This window comes from Rhizobium sp. ZPR4, from assembly GCF_040215725.1.
Lineage (GTDB): Bacteria > Pseudomonadota > Alphaproteobacteria > Rhizobiales > Rhizobiaceae > Rhizobium > Rhizobium rhizogenes_D.
This window is the reverse complement of record NZ_CP157967.1, coordinates 1102896-1129177: the sequence shown is the minus strand read 5'-3', so window position 1 is coordinate 1129177 and position 26282 is coordinate 1102896. Positions and strand designations below refer to the sequence as shown.

The window sequence follows — 26282 nt, the reverse complement described above, 5'->3', positions numbered from 1 at the left end:
CAGCGCTATTGCGTATTGGTCGAGGGCGACGTGCCGGCGTTGATAACAGCGACAGGCGTCGTCCTGCCACGCACACGGATTTCGATGCGACGGCGTGCTTCGACGGCGCCGCGCTGGCCTGAGGTGACGGTATCGCCGGGCAGGATCAGCTGCGCGGCAGACATCGGCAGGACGGTCGCATCCTTCAGCTTCGGATTGGCCTTGAGTACGTTGGCAACCGCAATGGCGCGGGCAAGACCGAGACCGGCATTGTCGGCCGGCAGCAAAGCCGAGACCGGCAGCTTGCCATCCATCGCGCTGATGATCGTATCGTCGAGGTTGGATTTCTCCCGCGCTACCGGCTGCTCGTCCGTGTGGCCGATCACCTCGACGATATTGGCGCCATAGAGGCTCAGATTGCTGGCGATTTCATCTGTTATCGTCGTGCTGAGAAGCTGGGCGAAGGTACCGGTGAGCTCAGCGCTTCCCGATTGGAAATAGTTCTTTTTGGCATCGTCGAGATTGATGATCGGCGGCCAGTCATGCATGCCGTTTCCGCCCGCGTTACCAGCCAAAAGCTTGTTGACCTCATCGGGCGCCGCCGCCAGCGAAACGCCATGTTCCTTCAGAACGGCCGCAACCTTGGACAGCGATTGCAGATCGGCCGGGGTCGCGCCCTGGTCCGCCATGCTGTCGAGTGTCTCTTTCGCCAGCACCAACTCCCGCCACTGCTTGTCCACGATAGCCTTGTCCGCAGCCGAGAGATCACCGGAGACGACCTTGGACTGCAGCAAGACGATCTCGGACGCCTGCTCCGCGCGTTTCTTCTCCAGCACCGCGACTTGCTGCTCAACCTTCCCAAGCTTCCGCTCGACGTCGTAGCGCTTGTTTCTCTCTGCGGAAATCATGGCGGCGGCCACGAGCAGCAGGCAGAAGACCAGGAGCAGCATGGATTCGGCCATGGTCAGGCCGAGGATCAGGCCGCGATTATAGCCCTTGTGCTCCAGTTTCGGCGTGCTGTCCGAGCCTCCCGCTACCATAGATGCCACCAGCGTTTTCGCGGTATATCCTCGGGCTCAACAGCGATGACCTCATCGGCTTTCGGCCGTGGCAACGGTGCCTGCCCCATCGCCTCCGCCATGCGACCGAGCGCCACTTCGATGTTGCGCAGAGGCTGCAACTGCGCCTCCGACATTTCCTTGATGGCAGCGATCGCCGGTGCCAGCTCGGCCCGCACGACATCTTCCGGCGAGCGGATCTCCTCCAGCTTCTTTCCGACATTCTCGACGGCGGCGCCAAAGGTGCCGATGATGTCGGAAAGCTGCGATGTCGTCGCCGTCAGCTGCGCAGCGGCGTCGTTGATCGGGGTCACCGCCTGCTTTGCCAGCATTTCAAGGATTTTGTTGATCTCCTGGCCGTTGCGCTCGGCCTGCCGCGCGATCTCCTCGAACCCTTCCGACAGCATCTGGTTGCTGACGCGCCGGTAGTGTGAGAATTCGCGCGAGGAGGAATCGAGTTCCGTGCGCACGCGCCGCGTCATCTCCGCTAGCTCATGGCGCACGCTGCGTTCGATGTCGATCGGATCGCGCCGCATCTGATTGAAGAGGATGCGCAGCGTCACGCCGGCAATGGTCGAGGTGACGGCAATACCGAAATTGCGGACAATGGTCTCGATCGATGTTTCGCCGGCAAAGAGATAGAGCGATACGCCGAGGCTCGATAGGGTAAAGAGAAACCCCATATAATAGAGATTGTCGCCCGCCTGCTCGTTGTGCAGCCGGAACCCGGCAACGGTCAGCGACACGATGAAGTAGATCCCCATCAGCACCAGCGGCACGCCGGTCACGACAGGCAGCGACCAACCCATGAGCTTCGACGACCAGATGAAGATCATGCCGCCAACCGTGATGGAGGCGAACAGCACCATCGGCCCGTAATCCCGGATGAGATATCTGGCGTCGGTGTTAGCCATCAGCGTATCCCCTCCAAGCGTACGAAGCCGTCAAAATCACCTTTGTTGTTCTTGATCCACTGCGCCCAGAAGTTCGCGAGATCCTCTATGCTGAACTTCATGTTCGGCCTTTGAAAGGCAAGGATTTTGACCGTGACGCCATCCAGCGACGTGCGAAAGCGGTCGTTCGCCGGGCTACGCTGGTATTTCGGGTAGGAGGCACCATCACGATAATTCGAAAAGGCTGCCGTATGTTCAAGCATGTCCGAGGCAATGTAGAGGCGCTTCGGGATGCGGGCCGGCGCATTGGCAAAGACTTCCAGATTGATCTTCTGGATAGCCGCCATAATCGGCGACAGCGTGCCGGACCCACCTGCCGTCAGCTTGCCGGCGATGTCGGTGAGCGGTTTCTGGAATCCCTTCTCCCACCGTGCCTGCGCCAGCCGCGGGTTGCTGGTCCATTCGTCGACATTCGTGCCGCTTCCCGGGTTGCAGCCGTGGAAGGTCTGGATCAGCTCGCCTTCCTTCTCGGTCAGCGCATAGATGTCGATCGCGCCGCCGATCGGCACATCCGCGACGATCTTCTGGAACTGGTTGCGAAGATCGAGCGCCGTTGCATCGGCAATCGGATCGGTGACATCGAGCAATATGGCCGTTTCCGCCTTTGGGCCGTCCACGGGGCAGAGGGACGCCTGGTCGACGGCAACATTACCGCTCGCTTTATAGCGCAGCCAGCCATAGGCGCCGACGATCCCAAGCGACAGGACCGCGAGAGAAATCGTTGCGATAATGAGACCCGCGGACCCGCCGCGCCGGCTACGCCGCTTGCGTCGCGCCAAGGATGCTCTCCGGGAAAAGATTATCAAGCTGGTGGTATTTCTCGATGGCGCGCTCGAATTCGTCGCCGATCCGCTTGATCTGCTCCGAAAGCTCCGCCTGGGCGCCCTGGATGCGCGAACCCAGCACCTTGTCGTCCCATTCTTCTTCGGTGCGAATGACGGGTGTCAGGCGCTCCATCTTGTAGGCGGCCTTGAAGTAGGATGGGCCTGGTTCGGTGCGTGTGGCCTGATTGGCGTCGCGATAGGAGGTGAGCAGCACATTGGCGGCGCGCTCGAGATGGTTCTGGTGTTCGGCAAACAGGCCCGCGGTCCTAGCGCGATGGGCGATGATGGCGGCCGTTTCCTGCCGGCGCAGCGAGAGGTCGCGGATGATTTCCTCGATCTTGCTGTTGTGCTCGTCGCGAATTTCACGAAGGTCCTCGATCAGATCGAGCTTGCGGTCGATATAATTATCCCTCGCTGTATCGAGACGCTTCTGCACACCGGCAAAGCCCGGATAGGGATCGGTCAGATAGCAGCCATCGATGAAAGCGACGAGCGAGAACATCAGGCCGATGGCAAAGAGCATCCAGGAATTCAGCTCCTGCAACCCGAGCGGCGCCGTCTTAAGCCGCTGGATCACCTCAGCACCGGCACCGCTTAAGATGGTCGCCGAGACTTCACGGTAATGCGCGAGCGCAATGTTGATCCCGAGGGCCACGGCGACATAGGCGACAAGCCCCAGCAGGCCGAGCAGCTTCAGCGCAAAGAAGCGATGCACCAGGAAGCGGACGCAGAAGAAGGAAAAAATCAGCGCCATGCCGATATTCAGGAAGGCGAAGGCCGCAGCCTCGGTTACACCCCCGACGAGACCCTGCTCGCTTCCCTTGGCCAGAAAGCTGCCGTTCATCACCATTTCGATGAGTACGAGGAAGACGATCAGCGAGACTTTGAAGCCCCACGCCGCCCTGCTGGAAACCTTCGCCGCCCGCTGCAGCTTGTGCCTGGCCTTGAAACCCACCATCTCGTCTTCGGCAGTTTTCAGGTTACGGCGCAGACCATGCAGCTCGTCGACGCCGCTTGCCACCTCCGCCTTGAAATCCGAGACGCTCGACGCGTTCGCCTGGCGGATCAGCCCGAACTGGCCCTCGAAATCGAGGTTGCGCAAGCGGCTGTCAAACGTCTGGAACTGGTCTTCGAGGATTTGATAGGAGCTTTTCTTCTCTGCTTCGACCCAGGCGACAATGCGCTGTTCCGTCTCGTCATGCGATTGCGCATCCGGCGGCGGCCGGTTCTGCCGGCCGGCAGCGGCACCTTTTTCCTTCAGGTCGAGGGTCGTGCCCAGCTTTTCGATATCGACGACGGGAAACACGTCCGTCGAGGCGCGGAAATCATGGCTGGTCTCCCGAACGCTGTCCCAGAGACGGTTGAGGGCTTCGAAACGCAACGATCTTCCCCGGCGAATTCATCAACTTAGAAAGGACAATTGAGAGATCGATACCGCACTGGTTGTCCACGGTCCAGAGCGATCTAGCTGAGGTTAGGATGCGATTGTGGTAAAGACTAGCCCGAGCCTGTAGTGATCGGAAAACACTCACGTGAGCAAGGAGACGCTTTCACCTGATGGCGGACCGCTGCTATGCCACGGTCACGTTCGGGGTTGCCTTCCAGAAACCTGCCCGGCGCAGCCCTTCCCGATAGATGTCACGCTGCCATTGCTCCTTGAACGGCACGACGGAAAGCCATCGATCGACATCGAAATCCGGATTGGTTCTTTGGACGCGCCGAACGAAAAAGCCTGCCTTTTCCTCGTGCCCGAGCATCGCCCAGCTCGCCGCGGAAATCCTGTCCGCTAGGCGTGAATTCGCCATTCGTCCGATATAATCGAGGGCAGCTTCGAAGCGACCGAGCGTGTAGCTCGCCACGGAGGCAGTCCAAAGATACGTGTCGGGGCTTACCGGATTGAGCGCGATGGCGCTTTCAATCTTCGTCAGCGCCAGATCTGGCCGAGACGCGTGAAGCAAAGCTTCGGCATGGTCGGCAATGATGCCGGCATGACCCGGATTAAGGGCTTCCGCCAATTTCAATGCCTCGATGCTCTCATCACTCGCCTTTCGGAAGACTTTCGTCATGCCAAGCTCGCGATAGCCGTCGGCAATATCGCCACGCGCTGCGATGGCCTGCATCGCGTAGCTTTCCGCCTTGTCCAGCAAGGCCGCATTGCCACCGAAGGTCAGCACCCATTCCTTGGAATAGGTGCGGGCCATCGAGCTCAAGGCCGGCGCGAAATGGCGGCCGGTGCGCAGTGCCATCTCAAGTTCCCCACGCGCCCTCTGCAGGTCCGGTACCGATAAGCGCTCGATGTAACGTTTGCCGGCGAGGTAGCGCTGATAGGCCGCCGGATTTTCCTCGAAATGGGACCTCATCATCTCCCGACGTTCGATCTGTCCCGCAAGCGATAGCACGATATGACGTGCGACGGCCTGGCTCTGCTCTGCTTGTGAGGATTGTCCGAGGCTGACGCGCTCGGCCCAGATGATTTCATCGCTTGCGGCGTCGACCAGTTGCGAAAACAGCAGCGGTGCGTTGTCGCGAAGGCTAAGCCGCATCTCGAGAATGTAGGAGCGATCCCACTGATCGAAAGTTGCGACAGCACGTTCCCCAGCCCTGCCGACCCGGACCGTAGTGTAGCGATCCGCAATCTGGAGATTGTCCAGCGCGCAGAAGCCGATTGTAATATCGTTCACGAGAGATGAGGCATCATAATCCTTCCCTTGCCCCTCCGTGGAGGACAGGAGCAGAAGGGGTATCTTCACCCTCGTTCGCGCAGCTGAAGTCCCTTCATGATGGCGAATGGTATCCTCGGCTCGAATTTCCGAAGCATATTCCTGCTGCGCCGACCATGAGGCCAGCAGCGCGGCACGCTGCGCGAAAATCTGCCTGAAGTGCTCCACCTCGCCTTCCGCATCGAATATCCGCAACAGGGTGCGATGAATATCCCGGTCTTCAGGGTCTATACCGAAGACCAGGAGTGCTGCCTCTCGCACCAGAGCGATATCGTCCATCCCGTTGGCTTCTGCAGCTGCGGCATTCAGCGCCTCCTTCAACGCCATCAGATGCTTGCCGCTTTGGGCTTCCCGCCAATGAAAGAAAACCGCGCTCTGGCAATCGATACCCTGCAGGAATTCCGCCTCGAGCGTTTTCACCAGCGATTTCAATCTTGCAAAGATTGGCCCGCCACCATCCGAACGCGCGAACCAGAGGTCGGAGGTGGTTGGAGGCGCATGGAGTTCGACGGCTGTTTCGCTGAAACGCAGAAATGATCTCCCGAGCGCTTCCTGACGGACCCTGATACGCGAAACCAGCTTGCGCAGATTGACCTGCGCGCTGCCATTGTCATCCCCCCACAAAAGCCGGGCGATCGCGCTACGCGACGCGCGCGCTGCTGGCTCCAGCATCAGATAGACCAGGATCAACAGGCCTTTTTCGGGAAAGGCGACCTCGTCACCGTCACCATCCAAAAGCTTCAAGCCGCCAAATGTATGTAGTGAAAACATAGTCTGTTCACAAAATCCGGGTGAAGCAGCGGCGGCTGAGAAGGTATTTCCTTTACCTGCTAACCTCATTCGCGCTCGGACGAGTATGGTGAAATTTCGATAAGGCTGTAGTGTGTCGAAAGGTTTGGCGATTTTCAATTCCAATTGCCGACAATCTGATAAACCACTCGCTAAATCACGGGCTCGTCATCCCTCGGCGGAGCGCGCGAGTTCATTCGGAGCATCAAATCATGACGCCCTCTCCCTTCAAGAATATCTGTGTCTACGGCGCCGGCGCACTCGGCGGTGCGATCGCGACCAAGCTCGCCTCCGCCAAAGAGGCGCAGACGAGAATTTCCGTCGTTGCGCGCGGAGCTCATTTGGAGGCCATTCGCGCCGGCGGCATAAGCCTGTGGGAAGCGGGTGCGGATAGTCCCCTCGTTGCCCAGATGACGGCAACGGCCGATGCCGGCGAACTGCCGCCGCAGGATCTCGTCATCACCGGCCTCAAAGGCCATCAGCTTGCCGCAGCCGTCCCCGGCATCGCGAAGCTGCTGCATCCAGGAACCCGCGTCGTTATGATCCTCAATGGTGTACCATGGTGGTATTTTCACCGGGACCGTCAGAGTGGTCATGCCGAGCACCAGATGGAAGAACTCGATCCGAACGGCGATCTCTGGCGCCTGATCGGCCCGGAGCGCATCATCGGCTGCGTGGCCTATCAGGGAGCGGAGGTCGTCGCACCTGGCGAGGTCAAACTCGCCAACAGCGGCCACTTCATCCTTGGAGAGCCATCCGGCGAGACGACGGCCGATATCGAAGCTGTCGCAGCGCTACTCCGACAGGCCGGCGTCAACATCTCGATTTCCTCGCGCATACGCGACGATATCTGGAGCAAGCTCATGGGCAATGCCGCCTTTAATCCCATCAGCGCACTTACCCGCGGATTGATGTCCGACATCATGGACGATCCCGCACTTGCCACTATGGTCGGGCAGGTGATGGCCGAGGTGAAAGCCGTCGCCGAGGCCTTGGGATCGCAAATCGCCATGTCCGTCGAAGAACGTCTTGAGCGCTCCCGCCAGATCGGGCCGGTGCGCACTTCGATGCTGCAGGATCTGCTTGCCGGCAAGGCACTGGAAATCACGCCTCTCGTGGGCGTCGTCGTCTCGCTCGGAAAGCTCGCGAATGTGCCGACGCCAGTCTCGGCGACCATTCTGGCGCTGGTGACGCAGCTCGATCGCAAGAACCAGCAAGGCACCGATTAAGCGGCGGTCGACTACGCCAGATAGATTTTCAATCCTCCGGCATCGGTCCACGGGCCTGTTTCCGGAGGAATTCCGGGCATGCCAGCTCTTTATATTTCACTTACTTCTTCGTCTTCAGCCCCGAATGGATTTCCTATGGGGACCGGCGTTACGCTTGCGGTGGAATATGGAGATAGATCCCATGCTCGACACGCACGTACCCAATCTCACGGAATCCATCCGCGTCCTCGTTCATAACAGCGACGAGAAGCATCATCGCGTTGCGGCATCGACTGCAACAACGAAGAGTTCGCGCAAGCGTCAGCCTCACTCGCGTCAGGTCCGGGAAAAGCGCACCTTTCAGGCCATGTTCGGCTTCGGGCTGCTGCTCGGCGCGCTCGAGTTGTTCATCGTGCTGCATTACCTCTGAGATTTCACCCATATGAGTAGACCGACTTTTCAACGGCGGATCGGCGGTGCGATTACCGCCCTCGTCACACCTTTTCGCGGCGGTGTTTTCGATGGCGTCGACATGATGGCCCATATCGAGTGGCAGCTGCTGAGCGGGATCGACGGGCTTCTGGTCTGCTCGCTGACCGGCGAAGGCCCGACGCTGACCGAGGCCGAGCGCATCCGCACCATCGAAATCTGCATCGAGCTTTCGGAAGACAAGGTGCCCGTCATCGTCGCGACCGGGACCAACGACACGGCGACAACCTTAGAGGAAACGATACAGGCACAGCGCCTTGGCGCCGATGCGGCCTTCGTGACGGTTCCTTATTACTCCAAACCAACACAAAAGGGGATCATTCACCATTTCGAGCAGCTGGCGACGCAGACCGAGTTACCTATCATCGTCCACAATCAGCCATCGCACACCGCGATCGATCTTGCCCCGGCAACGATCGCGCGGCTGGCCGAAATTGGTGGGATCATCGGGATCGCCGACGGCAGCGGTGACATCTCACGCATCGATCTCTGGCGGCCCTTCCTGCCGGAGCGGTTCGGCCTGTTTACCTCGAACGACGCCAGCGCACTCGGTTTCACCGTGGCGGGAGGTCATGGCTGCTTTTCCAATGCGGCCAACATCGTCCCCCGGCTCTTTCAATCCATGCAGCATTCGGCCGGCTGCGGTAACATCAACGCGGCCCTATCCATCGACGAGCGCCTGCAGCCATTATTCAGCGCGCTGGCCCGAGAAAGCGAGCCGGCGACGGTCAAACACGCCTTGTCACTGGTGAGGGATATCGAAGCAGATGTACGCCTGCCCTTGGTCGTCGCCGGGACCGAGACAGCCGCGGCCATCCAGGCAGCAATCACCCCGTTTCAACTCGATGGCAGCGGTCGTTTCGCCTCGCGCCATGCCTATCGCCTGGGATTGTAAAACCACTCCATCCCTATGAGATTTTTATATTTTTGCCGTTTCAAGCAAATGGAAAACCTAGCAACTCCCCCATAGATTCAACAGCGTAGCACCGAAAATGGTCTTATCGGACCGATGGTGCCGGTGACACTGAAAGGAACTATGATGTCACGCTACAGACATGTCGGCCTATCCGCCGACCCTCTCCAACGCCCTCGTGCCGTCGCGCTTCAGCGCGACGAGAGGCGCTTCTCTTCGGACGCATTGCTGGACGGAATTCGCTCCGTCACTCCACGCCTTGGGCTTGTCTTCCTGATCGCCGCCGCCCTGCAAATGGCGCTGCATCTGACCGGTCACTGAGTGAAATCGAAGAGATCCAAGAGGAAACATAAAAATGGCAAACGCACAGCATCTTCAGCGTCGCTTGGCCCACAGCCAGCTCTCGCCGGCTCCGGCCCGCTTCATCATCGGGCGTGACCGCCGCGGCAGCTGGATCGTTCAGGACCGGCAGGGTCTGGTCGGCGGCCTATTCCGCAACGAAGCAGCCGCCCTGCATTTCGCCGCAGAAGAATGCAACCACAATCCGGCTGATATCTGCCTGGCGCCCGAAGGCGCTATCCTCGACCTCGACGGTTTCGCTCCCGCCTCGTCCAATCTGCACTGAACTTGCCCTTGGCAGGCTTCGACACTATCCCGCCGAACGCTTCCTTAACCGCCCTCAGTTAAGCTTCCGGCCAGATATCCCAAGAACAGAAGACAATGTCGAAGCCTGCCTTCCGCTACAGCCACTACGACCTCAAGGAACAGCGCGCCGGAACGGTGATCGAAATCACCCTCACGGCCATTGCCAATGTCAGGCTGATGAACGGCTCGAATTTCGAGCGATTTACGGAAACCCTCAAGCACCAGTTTCTCGGCGGCGTTGCCAAGAAATCGCCGATCAGGCTCACCATCCCCGAATCCGGCCATTGGCATCTCGTCGTCGATATGGAAGGTCACAACGGGCAGGCAGAGTCGAGCGTGAAGATCGTCGATGCGGCACTGGCTCCCCGGATGCAGAAGGCTCCGCAGGAAACTTCCTCCGGCCGATAATACCGCGTTAACGCTCGCCGCGTTCTTTGCGCAGCTTCGACCACCAATCCAGCCGCTTGCGGATCTCCCGCTCGAAACCGCGCTCCGGCGGATCGTAGAAGGTTTGGCGACCCATCTTCTCCGGAAAATAGTTCTGGCCTGAAAAGGCATCCGGTTCGTCGTGATCGTAACGATAGCCGTCGCCATATCCCTCGGTGCGCATCAGCTTGGTCGGCGCATTCAGGATGTGTTTCGGCGGCAGTAGAGAGCCATTCTGCTTGGCCGCCTGCGTCGCCGCCTTGAAGGCCGTGTAGACGGCGTTGGATTTCGGCGCGGTGGCGAGATAGACGCAGGCCTGCGCCAGCGCCAGCTCGCCTTCCGGCGATCCGAGATAATCATAGGCATCCTTGGCAGCATTGCAGATGACCAGGGCTTGCGGATCGGCAAGCCCGATATCCTCCACCGCCATACGCACCAGCCGGCGCCCGAGGTAAAGCGGGTCCTCACCGGCATCGAACATGCGGGCGAGATAATAGAGTGCGGCATCGGGATCGGAACCGCGGACCGATTTATGCAGCGCCGAGATCAGATTGTAGTGCCCATCCTGTGCCTTGTCGTAGACCGGGGCGCGGCGCTGGACGATTTTGACCAGCATGTCGGGATTGAAAAGCTCGTCCTTGCGCGCCGCGCGCCAGACCTCTTCCGCCAGCGTCAGCACCGAGCGGCCATCGCCATCGGCCATGCCGATCAGGCTGGCGCGGGCATCCTCGGTCAGCGGCAACGGCTTGCCCTCTACCGCCTCGGCGCGGCGGAGCAGTTCTTCCAGGCTCTCCTCGTCATGCGACTGGAATGTCAGGACGCGGGCGCGGGACAGAAGAGCGGCGTTGAGCTCGAAAGACGGATTTTCGGTCGTCGCCCCCACCAGAATGACGGTGCCATCTTCCATCACGGGCAGGAAGCTATCCTGCTGGGCGCGATTGAAGCGATGGATCTCGTCGACGAACAGCAGGGTCTGGCGGCCATCCATGCGGCGCAGACGCGCCGCCTCGAACACCTTCTTCAGATCGGCAACGCCGGAGAAGATCGCCGAGATCTGCTCGAAGGCGAGACCCGCCTCGCCCGACAGCAACCGGGCAACCGTCGTCTTGCCGGTGCCGGGCGGTCCCCAGAAGATCATCGATCCCAGCGAACCCGCCTCGATCATCCGGCGCAGCACGCCGTCCTCACCGGTCAGATGTTCCTGACCGGTGACTTCAGCCAATGTTTGCGGCCGCAGACGATCGGCGAGAGGCCGTTTGTTGGCGACCTCCTCCGGTATCCGCGGTGCAAACAGGTCATTACTCATCGGAAGAACTGCCGGATGCGCTGGCCATCACGCTCGATCTCCACGCGCCAGAAGCTCGGGTTGGACGTGACGGTCTTCTGAAGGATTTCCGTGGTGTTGATCGCGACACCATTGATGGAAATGACGATATCGCGGGCAGCAAATCCAAGCCGGTCAGCCGGCGAATTCTGCTTCAGGCTCTCGATAACGACGCCGGTGGAATCCGGTGGCATATGCAGATCATCGGCGACGCGCGGCGAGAGATTGGCAACGGTTGCGCCGGAGAAGGGATTGTTGCCCTCGATCACCCGCTCATCGCGCGGCGTGGATTCGGGTGCGGCGGCAAGCGTCATCATGGCCTGATGTTCCTTGCCGTTGTCAAGTACGGTCAATGATACAGTCGCACCGAGGCCGGCCGTGGTCAGACGATAGCCGAGCGCATCGGGATGCTCTATCGGGATATTGTTCAGGGCCGTGATCACCTCGCCCGGCTTGAGGCCGGCCTTGGCAGCCGGGCCGCCATCGACCACCTTCGTCACCAGCGCACCGCGCACCTTGTCGAGGCCAAGCGCTTCGGCAACGTCCGATGTGACAGGCTCGAAGGAGGCGCCGATATAGGGGCGCTCGAAAGCCTTGTCGCCGCGGTCGGCTGCGGCAAGGAAGACCTTGACCAGATTGGCCGGGATGGCGAAGCCGATACCGTTGGAGCCGCCGCCCTGGGAGAAGATCGCCGTGTTCAGCCCGATCAACTGGCCGGTCATGTTGACGAGCGCGCCGCCCGAATTGCCAGGGTTGATCGAGGCATCGGTCTGGATGAAGAAGCCGACCTCGTTCTTTACCTGATTGCGGGCGAGCGCCGAGACGATGCCGCTCGTGACAGTCTGTCCGACACCGAAGGGATTACCGATCGCCAGCACGAGATCACCGACCTCGATGCCATCGGAATTGCCGAGCGGCAGAACCGGGAAGGTTTCGTTCTTCGACTGGATCTTCAAAACGGCGAGATCGACGCGATCATCCTTCAAGATGACCTTGCAGGGAAACTCGCGGCCGTCCGAAAGCGCGATCTTGATATCGTCGGCGCCATCGACGACGTGGTTGTTGGTGATGACGGTGCCATTCGCCTCCACGATAACGCCCGAGCCAAGCGAAGACTGCTTCTCCGTGCGATTCGGCATGCGCTGACCGAAAAACTGCTCGAAGAAGGGATCGCCGGCGAAGGGCGACTGACGCTGCACGACGCGTTCGGCGTAGACGTTCACCACGGCGCCGGAGGTCTGCTTGACCAGCGGCGCGAAGGAAAGCTGCATCTGCGTCTGGCTTTCCGGCAGCGTCTTTGCCGTCTGAGCCTCAGCGGAAAGCGGCATCGCCACGACGAGGGCAATCATCGAAACGGCAGTGCGCTTCAGGAGGACATGCATGGAAATTTCCCTTTTTAATTCTCTTTAAACAACGTTGTAGCGCCCGACGCTAGAAAGAAAAGAGGGCGGAAGCATGAAGCATAAATGGACGTTTGCGGTGATAAAAAACAGGCTCGCTGAACAAAAACATGCTGTCATGCATTTCGCGTTGGGAATCGTCAAAGGGAGCCACATATGCGATCGATCCATCTTGCCGCCGCCACCCTCCTCATCTCGCTGGGTATGACCGGCATCTCCCATGCCGCCAGCTTCGATTGCGAGGGGCAGAACCTGAAGCCGGACGAAAAGACGATCTGCGACGTGAGGGCTCTCAACGATGCCGACGTGAGGATGGTAACGACCTTCGACTTGCTTTCAGGGCTTCTTGCCATGGGCGCGCGCGGCACGATGCAGGACCAGCAGACGGAGTGGCTAAAGAAACGGCAGGCTTGCGGTGCCGATATCGCCTGCCTTACCTCGTCCTACCAGGAGCGTCAGAAAGAACTGAATGACGCCTACAAGCAGATCAATCGCCCGCTATAGGAGCGCGTTTTGTGATGGCTTGAAGGCTTTCACCGGAGATGTCCCCTCTCCCCGCCTGCGGGGAGAGGGTTAGGGTGAGGGGTAAACGCAGGGACAGATAAGCTCCGCCGTTGCGATAAAGCTCGAAAGCCCCTCATCCGTCCTCTCGCGGTCGAGCTATGCTCGACCGTTCGAGTCCACCTTCTCCCCGCTGCGCAGGGCGAAGGGGCTTGGTTATTTTCCACCCAAATCGCGAACGGCGCCGCGATCGGCACTGGTTGCAAAAGCAGCATAGGCCTTGAGCGCCGTAGTGACGTTGCGCTTGCGCGGTTCGGCCGGGTGCCAACCCCTAGCGTTCTGAGCTTCGCGGCGCGCGGCAAGTTCAGCATCGTCTACACGCAGGCTGATGGTGCGGTTCGGGATGTCGATGTCGATCATGTCGCCTTCGCGCACCAGGCCGATCGTGCCGCCGTTTGCAGCTTCCGGCGAAGCGTGGCCGATGGAGAGGCCGGACGTACCGCCGGAGAAGCGGCCGTCGGTGATGAGCGCGCAGGCCTTGCCGAGACCCTTCGACTTCAGATAGCTCGTCGGATAGAGCATTTCCTGCATGCCGGGGCCGCCCTTCGGGCCTTCGTAGCGGATGACGACGACGTCGCCAGCCACGACTTCATTGCTGAGAATGCCCTTGACGGCAGCGTCTTGGCTTTCGAAGACCTTGGCCGGGCCGGAGAACTTCAGGATCGATTCATCGACACCGGCCGTCTTCACGATGCAGCCATCGAGCGCCAAGTTGCCCTTGAGGACGGCCAGACCGCCATCCTTGGAGAAGGGATGCTCGACGGAGCGGATGACGCCCTTCTCGCGGTCCGTATCCAGCTCATCCCAACGGGAGCTCTGGCTGAAGGCAACCTGTGTCGGAACGCCGCCGGGCGCCGCGCGGAAGAATTCGCGCACGCTTTCGCTGTTGGTGCGGGTGATGTCCCAACGGTCGATGGCGTCGCCGAGGGTTTCGGCGTGAACGGTCGGGCAATCGCGGTTGATGAGGCCGCCCTTGTCGAGCTCGCCGAGGATCGACATGATGCCGCCGGCGCGGTGTACGTCTTCCATGTGTACGTCGCTCTTGGCGGGCGCAACCTTGGAGAGGCACGGCACGCGGCGCGAGAGCGCGTCGATGTCGGCCATGGTGAAATCGACTTCGCCTTCATGCGCAGCGGCCAGAATATGCAGAACCGTGTTCGTCGAACCGCCCATGGCGATATCGAGCGCCATGGCGTTCTCGAAAGCCTGCTTGGAGGCGACGGAACGCGGCAGGATGGAACCATCGTCCTGCTCGTAATAGCGGCGGGCGAGATCGACGACCAGATGGCCTGCTTCGACGAAGAGCCGCTTGCGGTCGGCATGGGTGGCGAGCGTCGAGCCATTGCCCGGCAGCGACAGGCCGAGCGCCTCGGTCAGGCAGTTCATCGAATTGGCGGTGAACATGCCCGAGCAAGAGCCGCAGGTCGGACAGGCCGAACGCTCGATGACCTGAACGTCCTCGTCGCTGATCTTGTCGTCGGCAGCGGCGACCATGGCATCGACGAGATCGAGCGCGACCTTCTTGCCATGCAGAACGACCTTGCCGGCTTCCATCGGGCCGCCGGACACGAAGACCGTCGGGATATTGAGGCGCAGCGAGGCCATCAGCATGCCGGGGGTGATCTTGTCGCAGTTCGAAATGCAGACCATGGCGTCGGCGCAATGGGCATTGACCATGTATTCGACGCTGTCGGCGATCAGCTCGCGCGACGGCAGCGAATAGAGCATGCCGTCATGGCCCATGGCGATACCGTCATCAACGGCGATGGTGTTGAATTCCTTGGCAACGCCGCCGGCCGCTTCGATTTCGCGGGCGACGAGCTGGCCGAGATCCTTGAGGTGAACGTGGCCGGGCACGAACTGGGTAAAGGAATTGACCACTGCAATAATGGGCTTGCCGAAATCGCTATCCTTCATACCCGTCGCACGCCAAAGGCCGCGCGCGCCGGCCATGTTGCGGCCGTGGGTGGTGGTTCTGGAACGATAAGCTGGCATGGTGTCTTCCTCGTCATCCTGGAATTTGTGCGGCGTCGGCATGGGCCAAAGGTTTCGGGCCGAAGGGGACGCCGGCAACTCCGCTTTTTGGAATTGTCCTAATCCAATCGTGCAATACTGTCACTATCAACTCAAGCGAATCCGGTACGCTGCGGGGCAAGTGCTGCGGCCGGACAAACAAGCATTACGACCACAATTGGGAACGAAGCCGCCTGTTCACAAGCACACACAAAAAGTTGCTTTCACTTCCAAAGAAATGCCTGCCTAAGAGTGTAACAAAATCCGTGTCCACTGCGTATGGCTGATATCGAAGCTGTTACCGCATAGAGGAATTGCTCCATGGCCTCCTTCCGCCCACCGAAAATCACATCCTCCGAGATCACGCCGCGCTCGGTCTATCTGAAGCGGCGCGATTTCCTGACGGCCGCAGCAGCTGGCATCGGCATCGCGGCTGTCGGTGGCAAGGCGGCGATGGCCGAGGCGCTGACGGCGACCAAGAGCAATTATACGGTCGATGAGAAGCTGACGCCGATCAAGGACGTCACTACCTACAACAATTTCTACGAATTCGGTCTCGACAAGGCCGATCCGGCCAACCTCTCGGGCAAGTTCAAGCCGCGGCCGTGGACCATCAAGGTCGACGGCATGGTCAACAAGCCCGGCACCTTCGATGTCGATGCCTTGATCAAGGAGTTTCCGCCGGAAGAGCGCGTCTATCGGATGCGCTGCGTCGAAGCCTGGTCGATGGTCATTCCCTGGGACGGCTTCCAGCTCTCTGCCCTGCTTGACAAGGTAGAGCCTCAGGGCAGTGCCAAATTCGTGACCTTCGAGACCGTGGTGCGGCCCGAGGAGATGCCGGGGCAATCCGGCCTCCTGCAATCGCTGGAATGGCCCTATGTCGAGGGTCTGCGCCTGGACGAGGCCCGCAACCCGCTGACGCTGCTGGCCGTCGGCCTTTATGGCGAGACCCTGCCCAACCAGAACGGCGCGCCGATCCGGCTCGTCGTGCCGTGGAAATATGGCTTCAAAGGCATCAAGTCGATCGTGCGCATCACGCTCACCGACAAGCAGCCGGTGAATACCTGGCAGGCGACGAACAGCCAGGAATACGGCTTCTATGCCAACGTCAATCCGGCCGTCGACCATCCGCGCTGGAGCCAGGCAACCGAACGGCGCATCGGCGAAGGCGGCTTCTTCGGCTCGAACCGGCATCCCACCCTGCCCTTCAACGGCTATGCTGATCAGGTCGCCAGCCTCTATAGCGGCATGGACCTCAGGGTGAATTTCTGATGGCTTTCTCCTTCGCCCTGCCCAAGCGCTGGCAGCCTGCCTCAGTATGGGCGCTCTATGTCGTCGGGCTCCTGCCGGCCGCCCGGGAATTCTATCTCGGCGCAACGGATCAGCTCGGCGCCGATGCGGTGAAAACCTTTGAGCTTTTCCTGGGGCTGTGGGCGATCCGCTTCCTGCTGCTGACGCTTGCGGTCACGCCGCTTCGCGATCTCTTCGGCTGGAACTATCTGCGCTATCGCCGCGCGCTCGGCCTGCTCTGTTTCTACTACGCGCTGATGCACCTGACCGTCTACATGGTTCTCGATCAGGCGCTCGACGTACAGGCTGTCATCGACGACGTGCTGAAGCGGCCCTTCATCATGTTCGGCATGGCGGGGCTCGTCATGCTGCTGGCGCTTGCCGTAACCTCGAACAACTTCTCGATCAAACGGCTCGGCAAGACATGGATCTGGCTGCATCGCCTCGTCTATATCGTCGCCGCCTGCGTCGCCTTGCACTTCGCCCTGTCGACCAAGGTGCTGTCGCTGGAACAATTCATCTATATCGGCCTGCTGATCGCCATGATCCTCTACAGATCCTACCGGCCGATCATGATGGAGAGACGGCGGGCGGCGCGCAGGCCGGCAGTGGCTTCCAGTTCCAGGGCGGCCTGAAGCGGTCGCCCTGCTCTTTCAAGCAATAGTCATTCTGCAGCGCTGGCGATCTTCGCCTGGCCCTGCTCCTGCACCTCGACGGTCGCCGTCAGGCCGGCAATCAGCTTCGTGCCGTCAGGCACCTTGTCGAGCGCGATGCGCACCGGCACGCGCTGCGCCAGGCGCACCCAGCTGAACGTCGGGGTAATATTGGCAAGCAGGCTGCCGGAGGTGCGCTCGCGGTCCTCGATGCCGTAGGCGATGCTTTCGACATGGCCGGTCAGTTTCTCAGCCTGGCCCATCAGATGAATGTGGACTTCGTCGCCGACATGGATGCGCGGGAGCTTGGTTTCCTCGAAATAACCTTCGACGCGAAGGGAATCGCTGTCGATCAGCGCCACCTTGGCGGTGCCGGCAGAGACATAATCGCCCGGACGCAGGCTGAGGTTGGAGATCGTGCCATTGACGGTGGCGCGGACCTCGGAGCGGTCGAGATTGAGCTGGGCAAGCTCGCGATTGGCGGTCGCCTGACGAACGGCGGCTTCATCCTGCTGCTCTGTGGTCTGCGCCTGCTCCTTCTGCTGGAGAGAGGCGGCATCGCCAAGGCGCGCCTGCCGCTGGCTTTCGCGGCGGGCCTGGTCGAGAGCGGCATTGCTGCTTGCAAGAGCTGCATCCGCCTGTTCGAGCGCGATGGCGAAGCGATCGCGATCGACGCGGAAGAGGACATCGCCCTTCTTGACGGTCTGGTTGTCCTTGACGAGGACCTCGCTCACGAGGCCTGAGACATCAGGCGCAATGCCGACGACATCGGCCCGCAGGCGCGCATCGCGCGTCCAGGGCTCGTCCATGTAGTGGCCCCAGAGCTGGCGGCCGACATAGACGGCGGCAACGACGAAGATGAGAGTGACGGCCACGCGGCCGATGAGTTTTAACGCGTTCATGTGAAGTACCAACGAGAGACAGAGGAGACGGCGCTGAGCAAAAGGACGTAAAGCGCGAGATCGAAAAGACCGCGATGCCAGACCAGAGTGTAAACTCCGATCCATGCCAGCAGGCGTCGAACGATGATGACGGCAAACAGCGTCACCAGCATGAGAACAAGAAGGCGTGGGATATAGACGCCATAAAGATCGAATTCTGCGGGCATGATGTTACTCGGCGGCGATGGGAAGAGGTTGAGTTGTATCGGATAAAGGCGGCTGCCAGCTCGCCGGCGGTTCGGCATGGGGGAAGAGCGCCCGACGAAGACCGACGAGCGCATCGAGGCTTGCCCGGCCGGCGTGCCGCTTTTCCTGTGCGACGGCTTCGAGGCCATGGTCGATCGAGACTCGCAGCTCGTCCGTGGGTTCGATGGCGCGCTTGGCCTTCAGCCGCGAACGATAGAAATCCGATACACCAATCAGCACTTCGCTGACGGATGCGGCGGCGGGCGGCTTCAGCTGACCACGCTCCTTCTGCAGCATCAGCACGTTAAAGCCGAGGCGGACATCGGCGTAACCGTCGACCTTCTTCAGTTCGCGGTCCTCGATACCTGCAAGGCGGGGCACGAGCTGGCCGAGGCGGTCGAGGATGCGGCCGGACAGGCGTTCGTGATCGGCACGACGGATACCGGCGGCGGTTTCGGCAAGATCGGTCCAGCCGGCCCTGACCAGTCGCCAGGCGGCAAGCTCGGCGCCGAACGGCCGGGTGAGCAAGGTCCAGACCAGGGCGAAGCCCACGCCGGCCAGAGCTGCAATAGCGCTGTTGGTAAAACTGGCGAAATCGGCCGTGTAACGATCCTGAAGCGCGATGAAACTTGCACCGTTCACCGCCAGCAGCATGCCGAGCATGTTCGTTTGCGGGCGGGTAATCAGAACGCCCATCACCAGGAAGGGCGGAGCGAAGACCAGCACCAGCATCTCGAAGCCGGAGATCGACGGCAAGACACCGAAGATATAGACGCAGGCGATGACGAGGCTGAGCGCGGTCCATATGAACATAGTGGTGATGAAGGGCGCGGGGCGATCGAGCGCGGCGAAAAACGAGCAGGCAACGGCCGCCATGGCGACGAAGCCGGCGCCATCCTCCCATCCGGAATAGATCCAGAAGAAGCAGGCAACCGCAATCCCGGCGATGACACCACCGGCCGAGAAGGCAAGCAGGGCGTAATCATAGTGCCTGATGTGACCGACGACGTTGCGATGGCGGAAGGCGGGGCGCCAAGTGCCGACCTGCTGCCCGGAAACGATCTGGGCACGCAGCGTCAGACAATCCTGCCAAAGGTCGACGATTTCCTTCAGGCGGGCAAGAGCGCTCGACCGGACGAGGTCATCCCAACCGAGGTCAAGATCATTCTGCTGCAACTCCTCGATCTTTCCCGATAAGGTTTCGGCGGTCTCATCGAGCTTGCCGCGACTACCCTGCCCGAGCCAATCGGCCACGTCGTTCAGAACGGCAACCAATTCCTGTGGTAGCGGCTTGCCGGTGGCCTTCAAGGCGTGCAGGCGGTCAGCAAGGGAGGAGAAGAGCGGCAACAGCATCAACAGGCGACCGCGCAGCTCGCGTGAATGCCTGACAATATCGCGGCTGCCCGCATCATATTTCAACTGGCTAATGACGAGATCGAGGCCGGAAACGTCGGCGGCAAGCTTCTGGCGCTTCAGGGGCGTTGCGGGCGAAGCACCCTCGCCGCGCAGGATCTCATCCGCCCAGGTGCCGGCATCATCCAGCCACGAACCGATGCGCTGACCAAGCAAGGTGCCAACGCTGCTCGGAAAGGCGATGGCGCTGACGACGCTTGCGCAGACGATACCGATGATGATTTCCTCCGAACGGGCGAGCGCGACATCGAAGATGGTTTCGGGTGAACCGACGGTCGGCAGCGCGATCAGCGGCAGCGTATAGCCGGCCAGCATGAAAACATAGCTGCGCGAGGTACGGTCGAGCATCGAGATGAACAGCAGAGTGCCGGTCCAGAGCGCAACCACGATTGACAGCAGTTCCGGCGCATTGACGAAGAGCGGAATGAGGATCACCGACGCTGTGGCGCCGATCAGCGTGCCAAGCGCGCGATAAAGCCCCTTGGAGCTGGTTGCGCCAGCAAGCGGATTGGCGACCACATAGACGGCCGCCATCGCCCAATAGGGGCGCGGCAGATCGAGCGACAACGCGATGAACAGCGCCATGATCGCAGCAATGAAAGCTTTGACGGAGAACAGCCACTCGCGCGAGGATGGAATGCTCATAGGACCTTCTCCGGCTCCGGCTCGGTCGCCTTCGATGCTTCGAATTCTTCGAAAGCCTTGAGGACGCGAACCGCAGCTTCGATGTCTGCCGGGTCGACATTGGCAAGGATCTTGCCGCGCAGTTCGTCGAGGGCGTCCTCCATGCGCGAAGCCAGCTTTTCACCCTCGGGCGTCAGCCACAGGCCTTTTGCGCGCCGATCTGTCGGATCATCCTTGCGGATGACGAGATCCATGCTTTCGAGCTGATCGAGCAGGCGAACCAGAGACGGGCCTTCGATGCCGACATAGGTGGCGAGGACCACCTGCCGCACGCCACCCCCCAGACGGCCGATCCAAAGCAGCGGCGCGGCCACGGCCTCGGATATGCCATGAGAGCTCAGCGTGATGTCGACGACCCGGCGCCACTGGCGGCCGGTCGTGAGCAGATTGGCGGTGAATATGCGCTGTAGGGTGTTTGGCGAGTTCATAAGAACAAATTAGCACTAAACTAATTAGCATTCAAATTATTTTAATGGAAAGCGCTATCTGAAAAGGGAAATGCAGCCATGCGTTCTACGATGAGCGCGATAGTAAACGGCTCGAGATGCCAAGCCATGGTGATCCGGTCAGCCATTCGAACCCTCGGTCATCGATCGACGTCGCGCAGATAGGCACAGATCATCCGGACAAGCTCCTGTTTCAGTTCCGGCGAGCCCAACACATGCTTTCGAGCGGCGCTATGGATCACACCCTCCACCGCGCCGGATAGGAGCTGCGCGAGCACATCGTCGGAGGGACCATTGCGGTCACTGCGATGGGCAGCGACAAAAGCTTTGTAGTGACCTTGATATTCGGCCAGGAAGGCATCGTGCGCCAACCTCGAACCATCATGCCCCGGCGCCTCATCCAGTAGCACCCTGTGAAGCTCCGGCTTCACATTGTGAGCATCGATCATGCCTTGCACGAGCGCCTCCGCGCGCTGCGGCAACGGCAGTTCACCAGCCATCGCATTTCGCATGACCGTGAGAACCTCATCAAAGTGGCGGCGTCTGATGGCTTCGACCAACGAAAGCTTGTCGGGGAAATACTGGTAGAGCGAACCGATGCTGATGCCAGCGACGGCCGCGACTGTATTCGTCGTAAAACCAGCCCATCCGCGCTCCCCCAAAACGCGAGCACCCGATTCGACAATTGCGTCCACCGTTGCCCGCGAACGCGCCTGGCTCGGCTCCTTTCGCATCGGCGAACGCGGCTTCTTAATGCGAGTAGACATGCGATCCCCATTCCATGAAAATGTGAACAGATTACTCGCATTTCATCAACCGACGGAAGGGCAAACTCTTGAGCGACGTGTCATTGCTGCAAACACTTTTCGGCTATCAAGCCTGGGCGAATGAGGAACTGCTCGACGCGATCGGTCGCCTCGATCCCGACCGGTACGGCAAGGAGCGTCATCTCTCGTTACGGTTGATGAATCATTCGCTGGTCGTCGCGCGCATATTCGCGGCGCATTTCACCGGGCGGGGACATGACTACACGGACGACAACACGCCCGAGACTCCTGCCCTGCCCGATCTTCGTGCGGCGCTCACGGCCTCCGACCAATGGTATCTGAAATATCTCGAAAGCATCGATCCCGAACTGCTGTCAACCTCCGTGCCATTCGTCTTCACGGATGGCGACAGAGGCTGCATGACACGGCAGGAGATGCTTCTTCACGTCGTCACGCACGGAGGCTACCACAGAGGCGAGATCGGCCGTCTGCTGGCACAGCTCTCCATCACGCCGCCCTGGGATACGCTTGCCGTTCACCTTCACCGCAGCGAGCCTTCGCGACGGCTGGCGCTGGCGGCAGAATAGCTCGGGCTTGCCGCTAGAGTGAGTCCGATTTTTTCAGCAGCGCCGCCGTGTCGCGCAGCCAGCCGGCCGGATCGTCGCGGTGATAGATCCGTTCGGATGGCTCGATATTGTCGAGGAAGCGCTGATAGATCACCGCGCGTCTCGCCATGGCAATCGGCTCAAGCAGTTCGGCGGCGCGCGCGGGATCAGAACCGGGCACTCGAGCGAGCCATTCGCCATTCCAGTGATCTTTGATCGTCTCGACGTATTCCGGCGGCACACCATCGAGGAAGGCGGATTGATCGAGCAAGGGGTGGCCAATGCCGCTGTCGCCCCAATCGATCAATGTAATCTCCCGCTCCGTACCGCGAAAATTGCCGGGATGGCAGTCACCATGGACGAGCGTATCCGGCAAACCGCAGGCGTCGACCTCGGCGAATAGCGCCGGCAGACCTTCCACGAAGCGCCGCAGCGTCGCAAGCTCGTCCTCCGACAGTTCCTCACTCGTCCGCCGCACGACCTCGGCGATTTCAAAGGACAAGCTCGGACCACTCCAATCGGGCAATCGCATCGCGCCTAGTTCGTCGACGCGATCGATCCACGAAACCTGTATCTCGACAAGCAGCGTCACCATGGCGAGCAATTGCGGCAATGTCGCCTCATACAAGTCGTCGCCCGGGATCTGCTCGATCAAAACGCGCCCGTATTCGTCATGCCCATACAATGTTGGAATGCGGTGACCGGCGAGAGCCGTGATGACGCGGCCCTCATGCGCCAGGAATGGCGGCACGACTTTCAGCCAGGCCGATTGGCTGCCGATGGGAATGCGCCAGACGCTGGAGAGATTCCAGGTGCGAATCTGGAGCGGTTTGCCGGTGAGTGCCAGGCCGCGCCCTGCGAGCACCCGGACAGCCCAATCGAGATCGGCGGCGGGACCACCGGGCTCGGCATAGGTTTGGCGCAACGGATGAGTCTCGATCCGCCCTGGCCAAGGTTCTGCCGGCACGGGCTCGGCAATCTCAGCCAAATAGGTGACTTCGCCACCAGGCGCGCGGTCGCGCGCTGTTTCCAGCAGGCGCAGTATCGTCACGTCGATGCCAAGACGTTCGCGCGCGGCGCGCACGATGGATTCCACCTCCTGCCACCAGGGAACATCGACAGGGATCGGCGGCAGGGAGCCAATGACGGTGCCGTCTGACGTCACCAAGACCAGACATGCGGTGCGCGGCGGCACCGTTATCTTTTCCTGGTTCTCCATCTTTGTGCCCCCCCAATCTGCCCACACGCCGCAGCGAGCTCGACTTTACCCTGTACCTGCACCCTCTCTGCTACCCTGGCGGCAACAATGCGGCAAGCCGAGCAATGCCGTTCGGCCGTTTTCATGCAATGCCCGCCTGTGAAATTCACAACAAGCGTCAAGCTGCGCGCGCGGTCCGCGACAGAACGCGATCAAGCGCCATGGCCGCCGCGATACCAATGGCATAGGCCAGGATGTTCCAGAGTGAGAACACTCTTCCGAACAACAGGGCTCCGGCGGTGGTCAATCGAAAGGCATCAAGATCCGGCGTATGCCAAAGCCTGAAAAGCTCCACGGCGATCGCGATGAGTAACGCCACCGCGGCAATTCTGAAACGCCCTGACGATATGAATATTGCTGCCAGGAGCCAGTAGACCATCGCTCCCCACAATAAAGAGCCGCCATATTTGACGACCACGAAGGGCAGATCAATCGCATAGCCATATCGCCGCAGCGCAAGACCACCAGCGATGGTCAACAGCAGCGCAAAGAGCGGAAGCAGTCTCCCGCGTGTCAATCTTCGCTGCATTGTTCCGCAACGCTCCCTGTTACCTGATAGGCTTGAGCCGGATGCGACTCATCAAGCTGCCGCAATATTCCAAAGCAATCAGGGAGATTGGAAGAGCGTTCCCGCAAGCCCAAACGCCAAAAGGCCGGATGATCGCTCATCCGGCCTTTCAAATTGTATCCGAAACCTGGCCTTAAGCGGCTGCGGCTTCTTCTTCAGCGGCAACGCGAGCCTTGTCGGCTGCGCCCTTGGCATTGACGTCGCGATCGACGAATTCGACGACTGCGAGAGCGGCATTGTCGCCCTGACGGAAGCCGGCCTTCATGATACGCAGATAGCCGCCGTTGCGGGTGGCGTAGCGGGTTGCAATCGCATCGAACAGTTTCGAAACGACAGCTGCGTCGCGGATCTGCGAGATGGCCTGACGACGAGCGTGCAGGTCACCGCGCTTGCCGAGGGTTACCAGCTTCTCGACGATCGGACGAATTTCCTTCGCCTTCGGGAGAGTGGTGACGATCTGCTCATGGGTGATGAGCGAAGCTGCCATGTTGGCGAACATCGCCTTACGGTGGCTAGCGGTTCTATTCAGCTTGCGGCCGGCTTTACCGTGGCGCATTGCTATTCTCCTTCACTTGCAGGCATCGTTCGCCTGCAGTTTGTTGGTTAGTATTGGTCTTCGTAACGCTTGGCGAGATCTTCGATGTTCTCGGGCGGCCATGCCGGCACTTCCATGCCGAGGTGCAGGCCCATGGAAGCGAGAACTTCCTTGATTTCGTTCAGCGACTTGCGACCAAAATTCGGCGTGCGGAGCATTTCTGCTTCGGTCTTCTGAATGAGGTCGCCGATGTAGACGATGTTGTCGTTCTTCAGGCAATTTGCCGAGCGAACGGACAGTTCCAGCTCGTCCACCTTCTTGAGGAGCGCCGGGTTGAAAGCGAGTTCGGTAACTGCTTCTTCTTCGGCTTCCTTCTGCGGCTCGTCGAAGTTGACGAACACGCCAAGCTGATCCTGAAGGATGCGAGCCGCGAAAGCGACAGCATCTTCACCGCTGATCGAACCATCGGTTTCGATCGACATGCTCAGCTTGTCGTAGTCGAGAACCTGTCCTTCGCGGGTATTTTCAACCTTGTAGGACACCTTCTTGACCGGCGAATAGAGGCTGTCGACCGGGATGAGGCCGATCGGAGCATCTTCCGCACGATTGCGCTCGGCCGGGACATAGCCCTTGCCGTTATTGACGGTGAACTCCATGCGGATTTCGGCGCCCTCGTCGAGCGTGCAAATGACATGCTCGGGGTTGAGGATTTCGATATCGCCGACCGTCTGGATGTCGCCAGCCGTTACAACGCCTGGGCCCTGCTTGCGGACAACCATGCGCTTGCTGTCATCGCCGTCCATCTTGATGGCGATTTCCTTGATGTTCAGCACGATGTCCGTCACGTCTTCCCGGACGCCCGGGATAGAGGAGAACTCATGCAGCACGCCGTCGATCTGCACGGCCGTTACAGCGGCGCCACGCAGAGAAGACAGCAGAACGCGACGCAGCGCGTTGCCGAGGGTGAGACCAAAGCCACGCTCCAGCGGTTCGGCCACGAGCGTTGCCTTGGTACGGCCGCTCGAGGTGAACTCGACCTTGTTGGGCTTGATCAGTTCCTGCCAGTTTTTCTGAATCATGTTTTTGCCTTCCGTTCGTTGCCACCATCCAATCGTGGCAACCGAGCTTGAGTAACACCAAGCCGGGCGCATCTACCCCGGCCGGTGTCGTGAGTGGCGATGATCAGACGCGACGCTTCTTGCGCGGGCGGCAACCATTGTGCGGGATCGGGGTCACGTCTCGGATGGACGTGATCATGAAACCAGCAGCCTGGAGGGCGCGCAGAGCGGATTCACGACCGGAGCCCGGACCGCAAACTTCAACTTCGAGCGACTTCATGCCGTGTTCCTGGGCCTTCTTGGCGCAGTCTTCGGCAGCGATCTGGGCAGCGAACGGGGTCGACTTGCGCGAACCCTTGAAGCCCTTGGCACCAGCGGACGACCAGGCAATAGCGTTGCCCTGTGCGTCGGTGATGGTGATCATCGTGTTGTTGAAGGTCGAGTTGACGTGTGCGACGCCCGACGTGATATTCTTGCGCTCGCGACGACGAACGCGGACGGCTTCCTTGGCCATGTTAGTCCTTTCTTGGATCTCTGCACCGCCGTAATGCCAGCGGCTACACCGAAGCGGCACCC

28 protein-coding genes are annotated in these 26282 nt (G+C 60.4%); 10 read left to right on the top strand and 18 right to left on the bottom strand.

Going from position 1 to position 26282, the window contains the following annotated elements; translation table 11 throughout:
• Positions 1-5: 5 nt before the first annotated feature.
• From ABOK31_RS05550 to ABOK31_RS05530, 5 genes are all read right to left on the bottom strand, one after another.
• A complete protein-coding gene (locus ABOK31_RS05550; RefSeq protein WP_349958865.1) occupies positions 6-1019 on the bottom strand; it encodes a hypothetical protein in 1014 nt (337 codons plus the stop codon).
• Complete coding sequence (locus tag ABOK31_RS05545) at positions 1013-1951, bottom strand: hypothetical protein (protein ID WP_349958041.1); 939 nt, start codon at positions 1949-1951, stop codon at positions 1013-1015. The genes ABOK31_RS05550 and ABOK31_RS05545 overlap by 7 nt, the downstream gene beginning before the upstream one ends.
• Positions 1951-2769 carry a hypothetical protein gene (locus ABOK31_RS05540; protein ID WP_349958040.1) on the bottom strand — a complete coding sequence of 273 codons (819 nt, stop codon included), beginning with the start codon at positions 2767-2769 and terminating at the stop codon, positions 1951-1953. Before ABOK31_RS05540 ends, ABOK31_RS05545 begins: the two co-directional genes overlap by 1 nt.
• Positions 2747-4195, bottom strand: a complete 1449-nt coding sequence (locus ABOK31_RS05535; protein WP_349958039.1) for a hypothetical protein — start codon at positions 4193-4195, stop codon at positions 2747-2749. Before ABOK31_RS05535 ends, ABOK31_RS05540 begins: the two co-directional genes overlap by 23 nt.
• Positions 4196-4385: 190 nt before the next feature.
• A complete protein-coding gene (locus ABOK31_RS05530; RefSeq protein ID WP_349958038.1) occupies positions 4386-6305 on the bottom strand; it encodes a hypothetical protein in 1920 nt (639 codons plus the stop codon).
• Positions 6306-6535: 230 nt separating this feature from the next.
• Between ABOK31_RS05530 and ABOK31_RS05525 the strand changes: the two genes are divergently transcribed.
• The 6 genes from ABOK31_RS05525 (at position 6536) to ABOK31_RS05500 (ending at position 9986) form a co-directional block, all read left to right on the top strand.
• Positions 6536-7552: a 2-dehydropantoate 2-reductase gene (locus tag ABOK31_RS05525; protein ID WP_349958036.1), complete on the top strand. Its 1017-nt coding sequence runs from the start codon at positions 6536-6538 to the stop codon at positions 7550-7552.
• A gap of 181 nt (positions 7553-7733) precedes the next feature.
• Entirely contained in the window at positions 7734-7961 is a 228-nt protein-coding gene (locus ABOK31_RS05520; RefSeq protein ID WP_349958034.1) for a hypothetical protein, read from the top strand.
• A 12-nt stretch (positions 7962-7973) separates the two neighbouring features.
• Positions 7974-8915 carry a 4-hydroxy-tetrahydrodipicolinate synthase gene (gene dapA, locus ABOK31_RS05515; RefSeq protein WP_349958032.1) on the top strand — a complete coding sequence of 314 codons (942 nt, stop codon included), beginning with the start codon at positions 7974-7976 and terminating at the stop codon, positions 8913-8915.
• Between the two features lie 144 nt (positions 8916-9059).
• The gene (locus ABOK31_RS05510) at positions 9060-9254 is read left to right on the top strand and encodes a hypothetical protein (protein WP_350019268.1); all 195 of its coding nucleotides are present in this window, start codon (positions 9060-9062) and stop codon (positions 9252-9254) included.
• A gap of 34 nt (positions 9255-9288) precedes the next feature.
• Positions 9289-9558 (top strand): hypothetical protein, encoded by a 270-nt coding sequence (locus ABOK31_RS05505; RefSeq protein WP_349958029.1) that lies wholly within the window; start codon positions 9289-9291, stop codon positions 9556-9558.
• A gap of 95 nt (positions 9559-9653) precedes the next feature.
• Positions 9654-9986 carry a DUF1883 domain-containing protein gene (locus tag ABOK31_RS05500; RefSeq protein ID WP_174174474.1) on the top strand — a complete coding sequence of 111 codons (333 nt, stop codon included), beginning with the start codon at positions 9654-9656 and terminating at the stop codon, positions 9984-9986.
• A 7-nt stretch (positions 9987-9993) separates the two neighbouring features.
• Here ABOK31_RS05500 and ABOK31_RS05495 read toward each other — a convergent pair whose 3' ends face one another.
• Together ABOK31_RS05495 and ABOK31_RS05490 are read right to left on the bottom strand one after the other, a co-directional pair.
• On the bottom strand, positions 9994-11310 hold the full coding sequence (locus tag ABOK31_RS05495) for a replication-associated recombination protein A (RefSeq protein WP_349958027.1): 1317 nt from the start codon (positions 11308-11310) through the stop codon (positions 9994-9996).
• Entirely contained in the window at positions 11307-12710 is a 1404-nt protein-coding gene (locus tag ABOK31_RS05490) for a DegQ family serine endoprotease (protein WP_349958025.1), read from the bottom strand. The genes ABOK31_RS05495 and ABOK31_RS05490 overlap by 4 nt, the downstream gene beginning before the upstream one ends.
• A gap of 174 nt (positions 12711-12884) precedes the next feature.
• On the opposite strand from ABOK31_RS05490, the gene ABOK31_RS05485 reads away from it, so the two are divergent.
• A complete protein-coding gene (locus ABOK31_RS05485) occupies positions 12885-13232 on the top strand; it encodes a hypothetical protein (RefSeq protein WP_349958023.1) in 348 nt (115 codons plus the stop codon).
• A gap of 213 nt (positions 13233-13445) precedes the next feature.
• Here ABOK31_RS05485 and ilvD read toward each other — a convergent pair whose 3' ends face one another.
• Entirely contained in the window at positions 13446-15284 is a 1839-nt protein-coding gene (gene ilvD, locus ABOK31_RS05480) for a dihydroxy-acid dehydratase (protein ID WP_174174467.1), read from the bottom strand.
• A gap of 339 nt (positions 15285-15623) precedes the next feature.
• Here ilvD and msrP point away from each other — a divergent pair, with 339 nt between their 5' ends.
• On the top strand, positions 15624-16574 hold the full coding sequence (msrP, locus tag ABOK31_RS05475) for a protein-methionine-sulfoxide reductase catalytic subunit MsrP (protein ID WP_349958022.1): 951 nt from the start codon (positions 15624-15626) through the stop codon (positions 16572-16574).
• Positions 16574-17227: a protein-methionine-sulfoxide reductase heme-binding subunit MsrQ gene (gene msrQ / locus ABOK31_RS05470; protein WP_349958020.1), complete on the top strand. Its 654-nt coding sequence runs from the start codon at positions 16574-16576 to the stop codon at positions 17225-17227. The genes msrP and msrQ overlap by 1 nt, the downstream gene beginning before the upstream one ends.
• A 29-nt stretch (positions 17228-17256) precedes the next feature.
• Here msrQ and ABOK31_RS05465 read toward each other — a convergent pair whose 3' ends face one another.
• From ABOK31_RS05465 to ABOK31_RS05445, 5 genes are all read right to left on the bottom strand, one after another.
• A complete protein-coding gene (locus ABOK31_RS05465; RefSeq protein ID WP_174174463.1) occupies positions 17257-18147 on the bottom strand; it encodes an HlyD family secretion protein in 891 nt (296 codons plus the stop codon).
• The gene (locus tag ABOK31_RS05460; protein ID WP_349958018.1) at positions 18144-18353 is read right to left on the bottom strand and encodes a DUF1656 domain-containing protein; all 210 of its coding nucleotides are present in this window, start codon (positions 18351-18353) and stop codon (positions 18144-18146) included. Before ABOK31_RS05460 ends, ABOK31_RS05465 begins: the two co-directional genes overlap by 4 nt.
• A 4-nt stretch (positions 18354-18357) precedes the next feature.
• On the bottom strand, positions 18358-20430 hold the full coding sequence (locus ABOK31_RS05455; protein WP_349958016.1) for an FUSC family protein: 2073 nt from the start codon (positions 20428-20430) through the stop codon (positions 18358-18360).
• The gene (locus ABOK31_RS05450; RefSeq protein WP_174174459.1) at positions 20427-20897 is read right to left on the bottom strand and encodes a MarR family transcriptional regulator; all 471 of its coding nucleotides are present in this window, start codon (positions 20895-20897) and stop codon (positions 20427-20429) included. Before ABOK31_RS05450 ends, ABOK31_RS05455 begins: the two co-directional genes overlap by 4 nt.
• Before the next feature lie 158 nt (positions 20898-21055).
• Positions 21056-21682 (bottom strand): TetR/AcrR family transcriptional regulator, encoded by a 627-nt coding sequence (locus ABOK31_RS05445; RefSeq protein WP_349958015.1) that lies wholly within the window; start codon positions 21680-21682, stop codon positions 21056-21058.
• A gap of 77 nt (positions 21683-21759) precedes the next feature.
• Between ABOK31_RS05445 and ABOK31_RS05440 the strand changes: the two genes are divergently transcribed.
• Complete coding sequence (locus ABOK31_RS05440) at positions 21760-22269, top strand: DinB family protein (protein WP_349958863.1); 510 nt, start codon at positions 21760-21762, stop codon at positions 22267-22269.
• A 13-nt stretch (positions 22270-22282) separates the two neighbouring features.
• On the opposite strand, the gene ABOK31_RS05435 is transcribed toward ABOK31_RS05440, so the two are convergent.
• The 5 genes from ABOK31_RS05435 to rpsK all read right to left on the bottom strand — a co-directional run bounded on the left by ABOK31_RS05435 (position 22283) and on the right by rpsK (position 26220).
• Positions 22283-23506 (bottom strand): aminoglycoside phosphotransferase family protein, encoded by a 1224-nt coding sequence (locus ABOK31_RS05435; protein ID WP_349958013.1) that lies wholly within the window; start codon positions 23504-23506, stop codon positions 22283-22285.
• Positions 23507-23663: 157 nt separating this feature from the next.
• A complete protein-coding gene (locus ABOK31_RS05430; RefSeq protein WP_349958012.1) occupies positions 23664-24074 on the bottom strand; it encodes a DUF2809 domain-containing protein in 411 nt (136 codons plus the stop codon).
• Between the two features lie 172 nt (positions 24075-24246).
• Positions 24247-24669, bottom strand: coding sequence for a 50S ribosomal protein L17 (rplQ, locus tag ABOK31_RS05425; protein WP_015339614.1), 423 nt, complete (start codon positions 24667-24669; stop codon positions 24247-24249).
• A 47-nt stretch (positions 24670-24716) separates the two neighbouring features.
• A complete protein-coding gene (locus ABOK31_RS05420; RefSeq protein ID WP_047634789.1) occupies positions 24717-25727 on the bottom strand; it encodes a DNA-directed RNA polymerase subunit alpha in 1011 nt (336 codons plus the stop codon).
• A gap of 103 nt (positions 25728-25830) precedes the next feature.
• The gene (gene rpsK, locus ABOK31_RS05415; RefSeq protein WP_004118426.1) at positions 25831-26220 is read right to left on the bottom strand and encodes a 30S ribosomal protein S11; all 390 of its coding nucleotides are present in this window, start codon (positions 26218-26220) and stop codon (positions 25831-25833) included.
• Positions 26221-26282 lie beyond the last annotated feature (62 nt).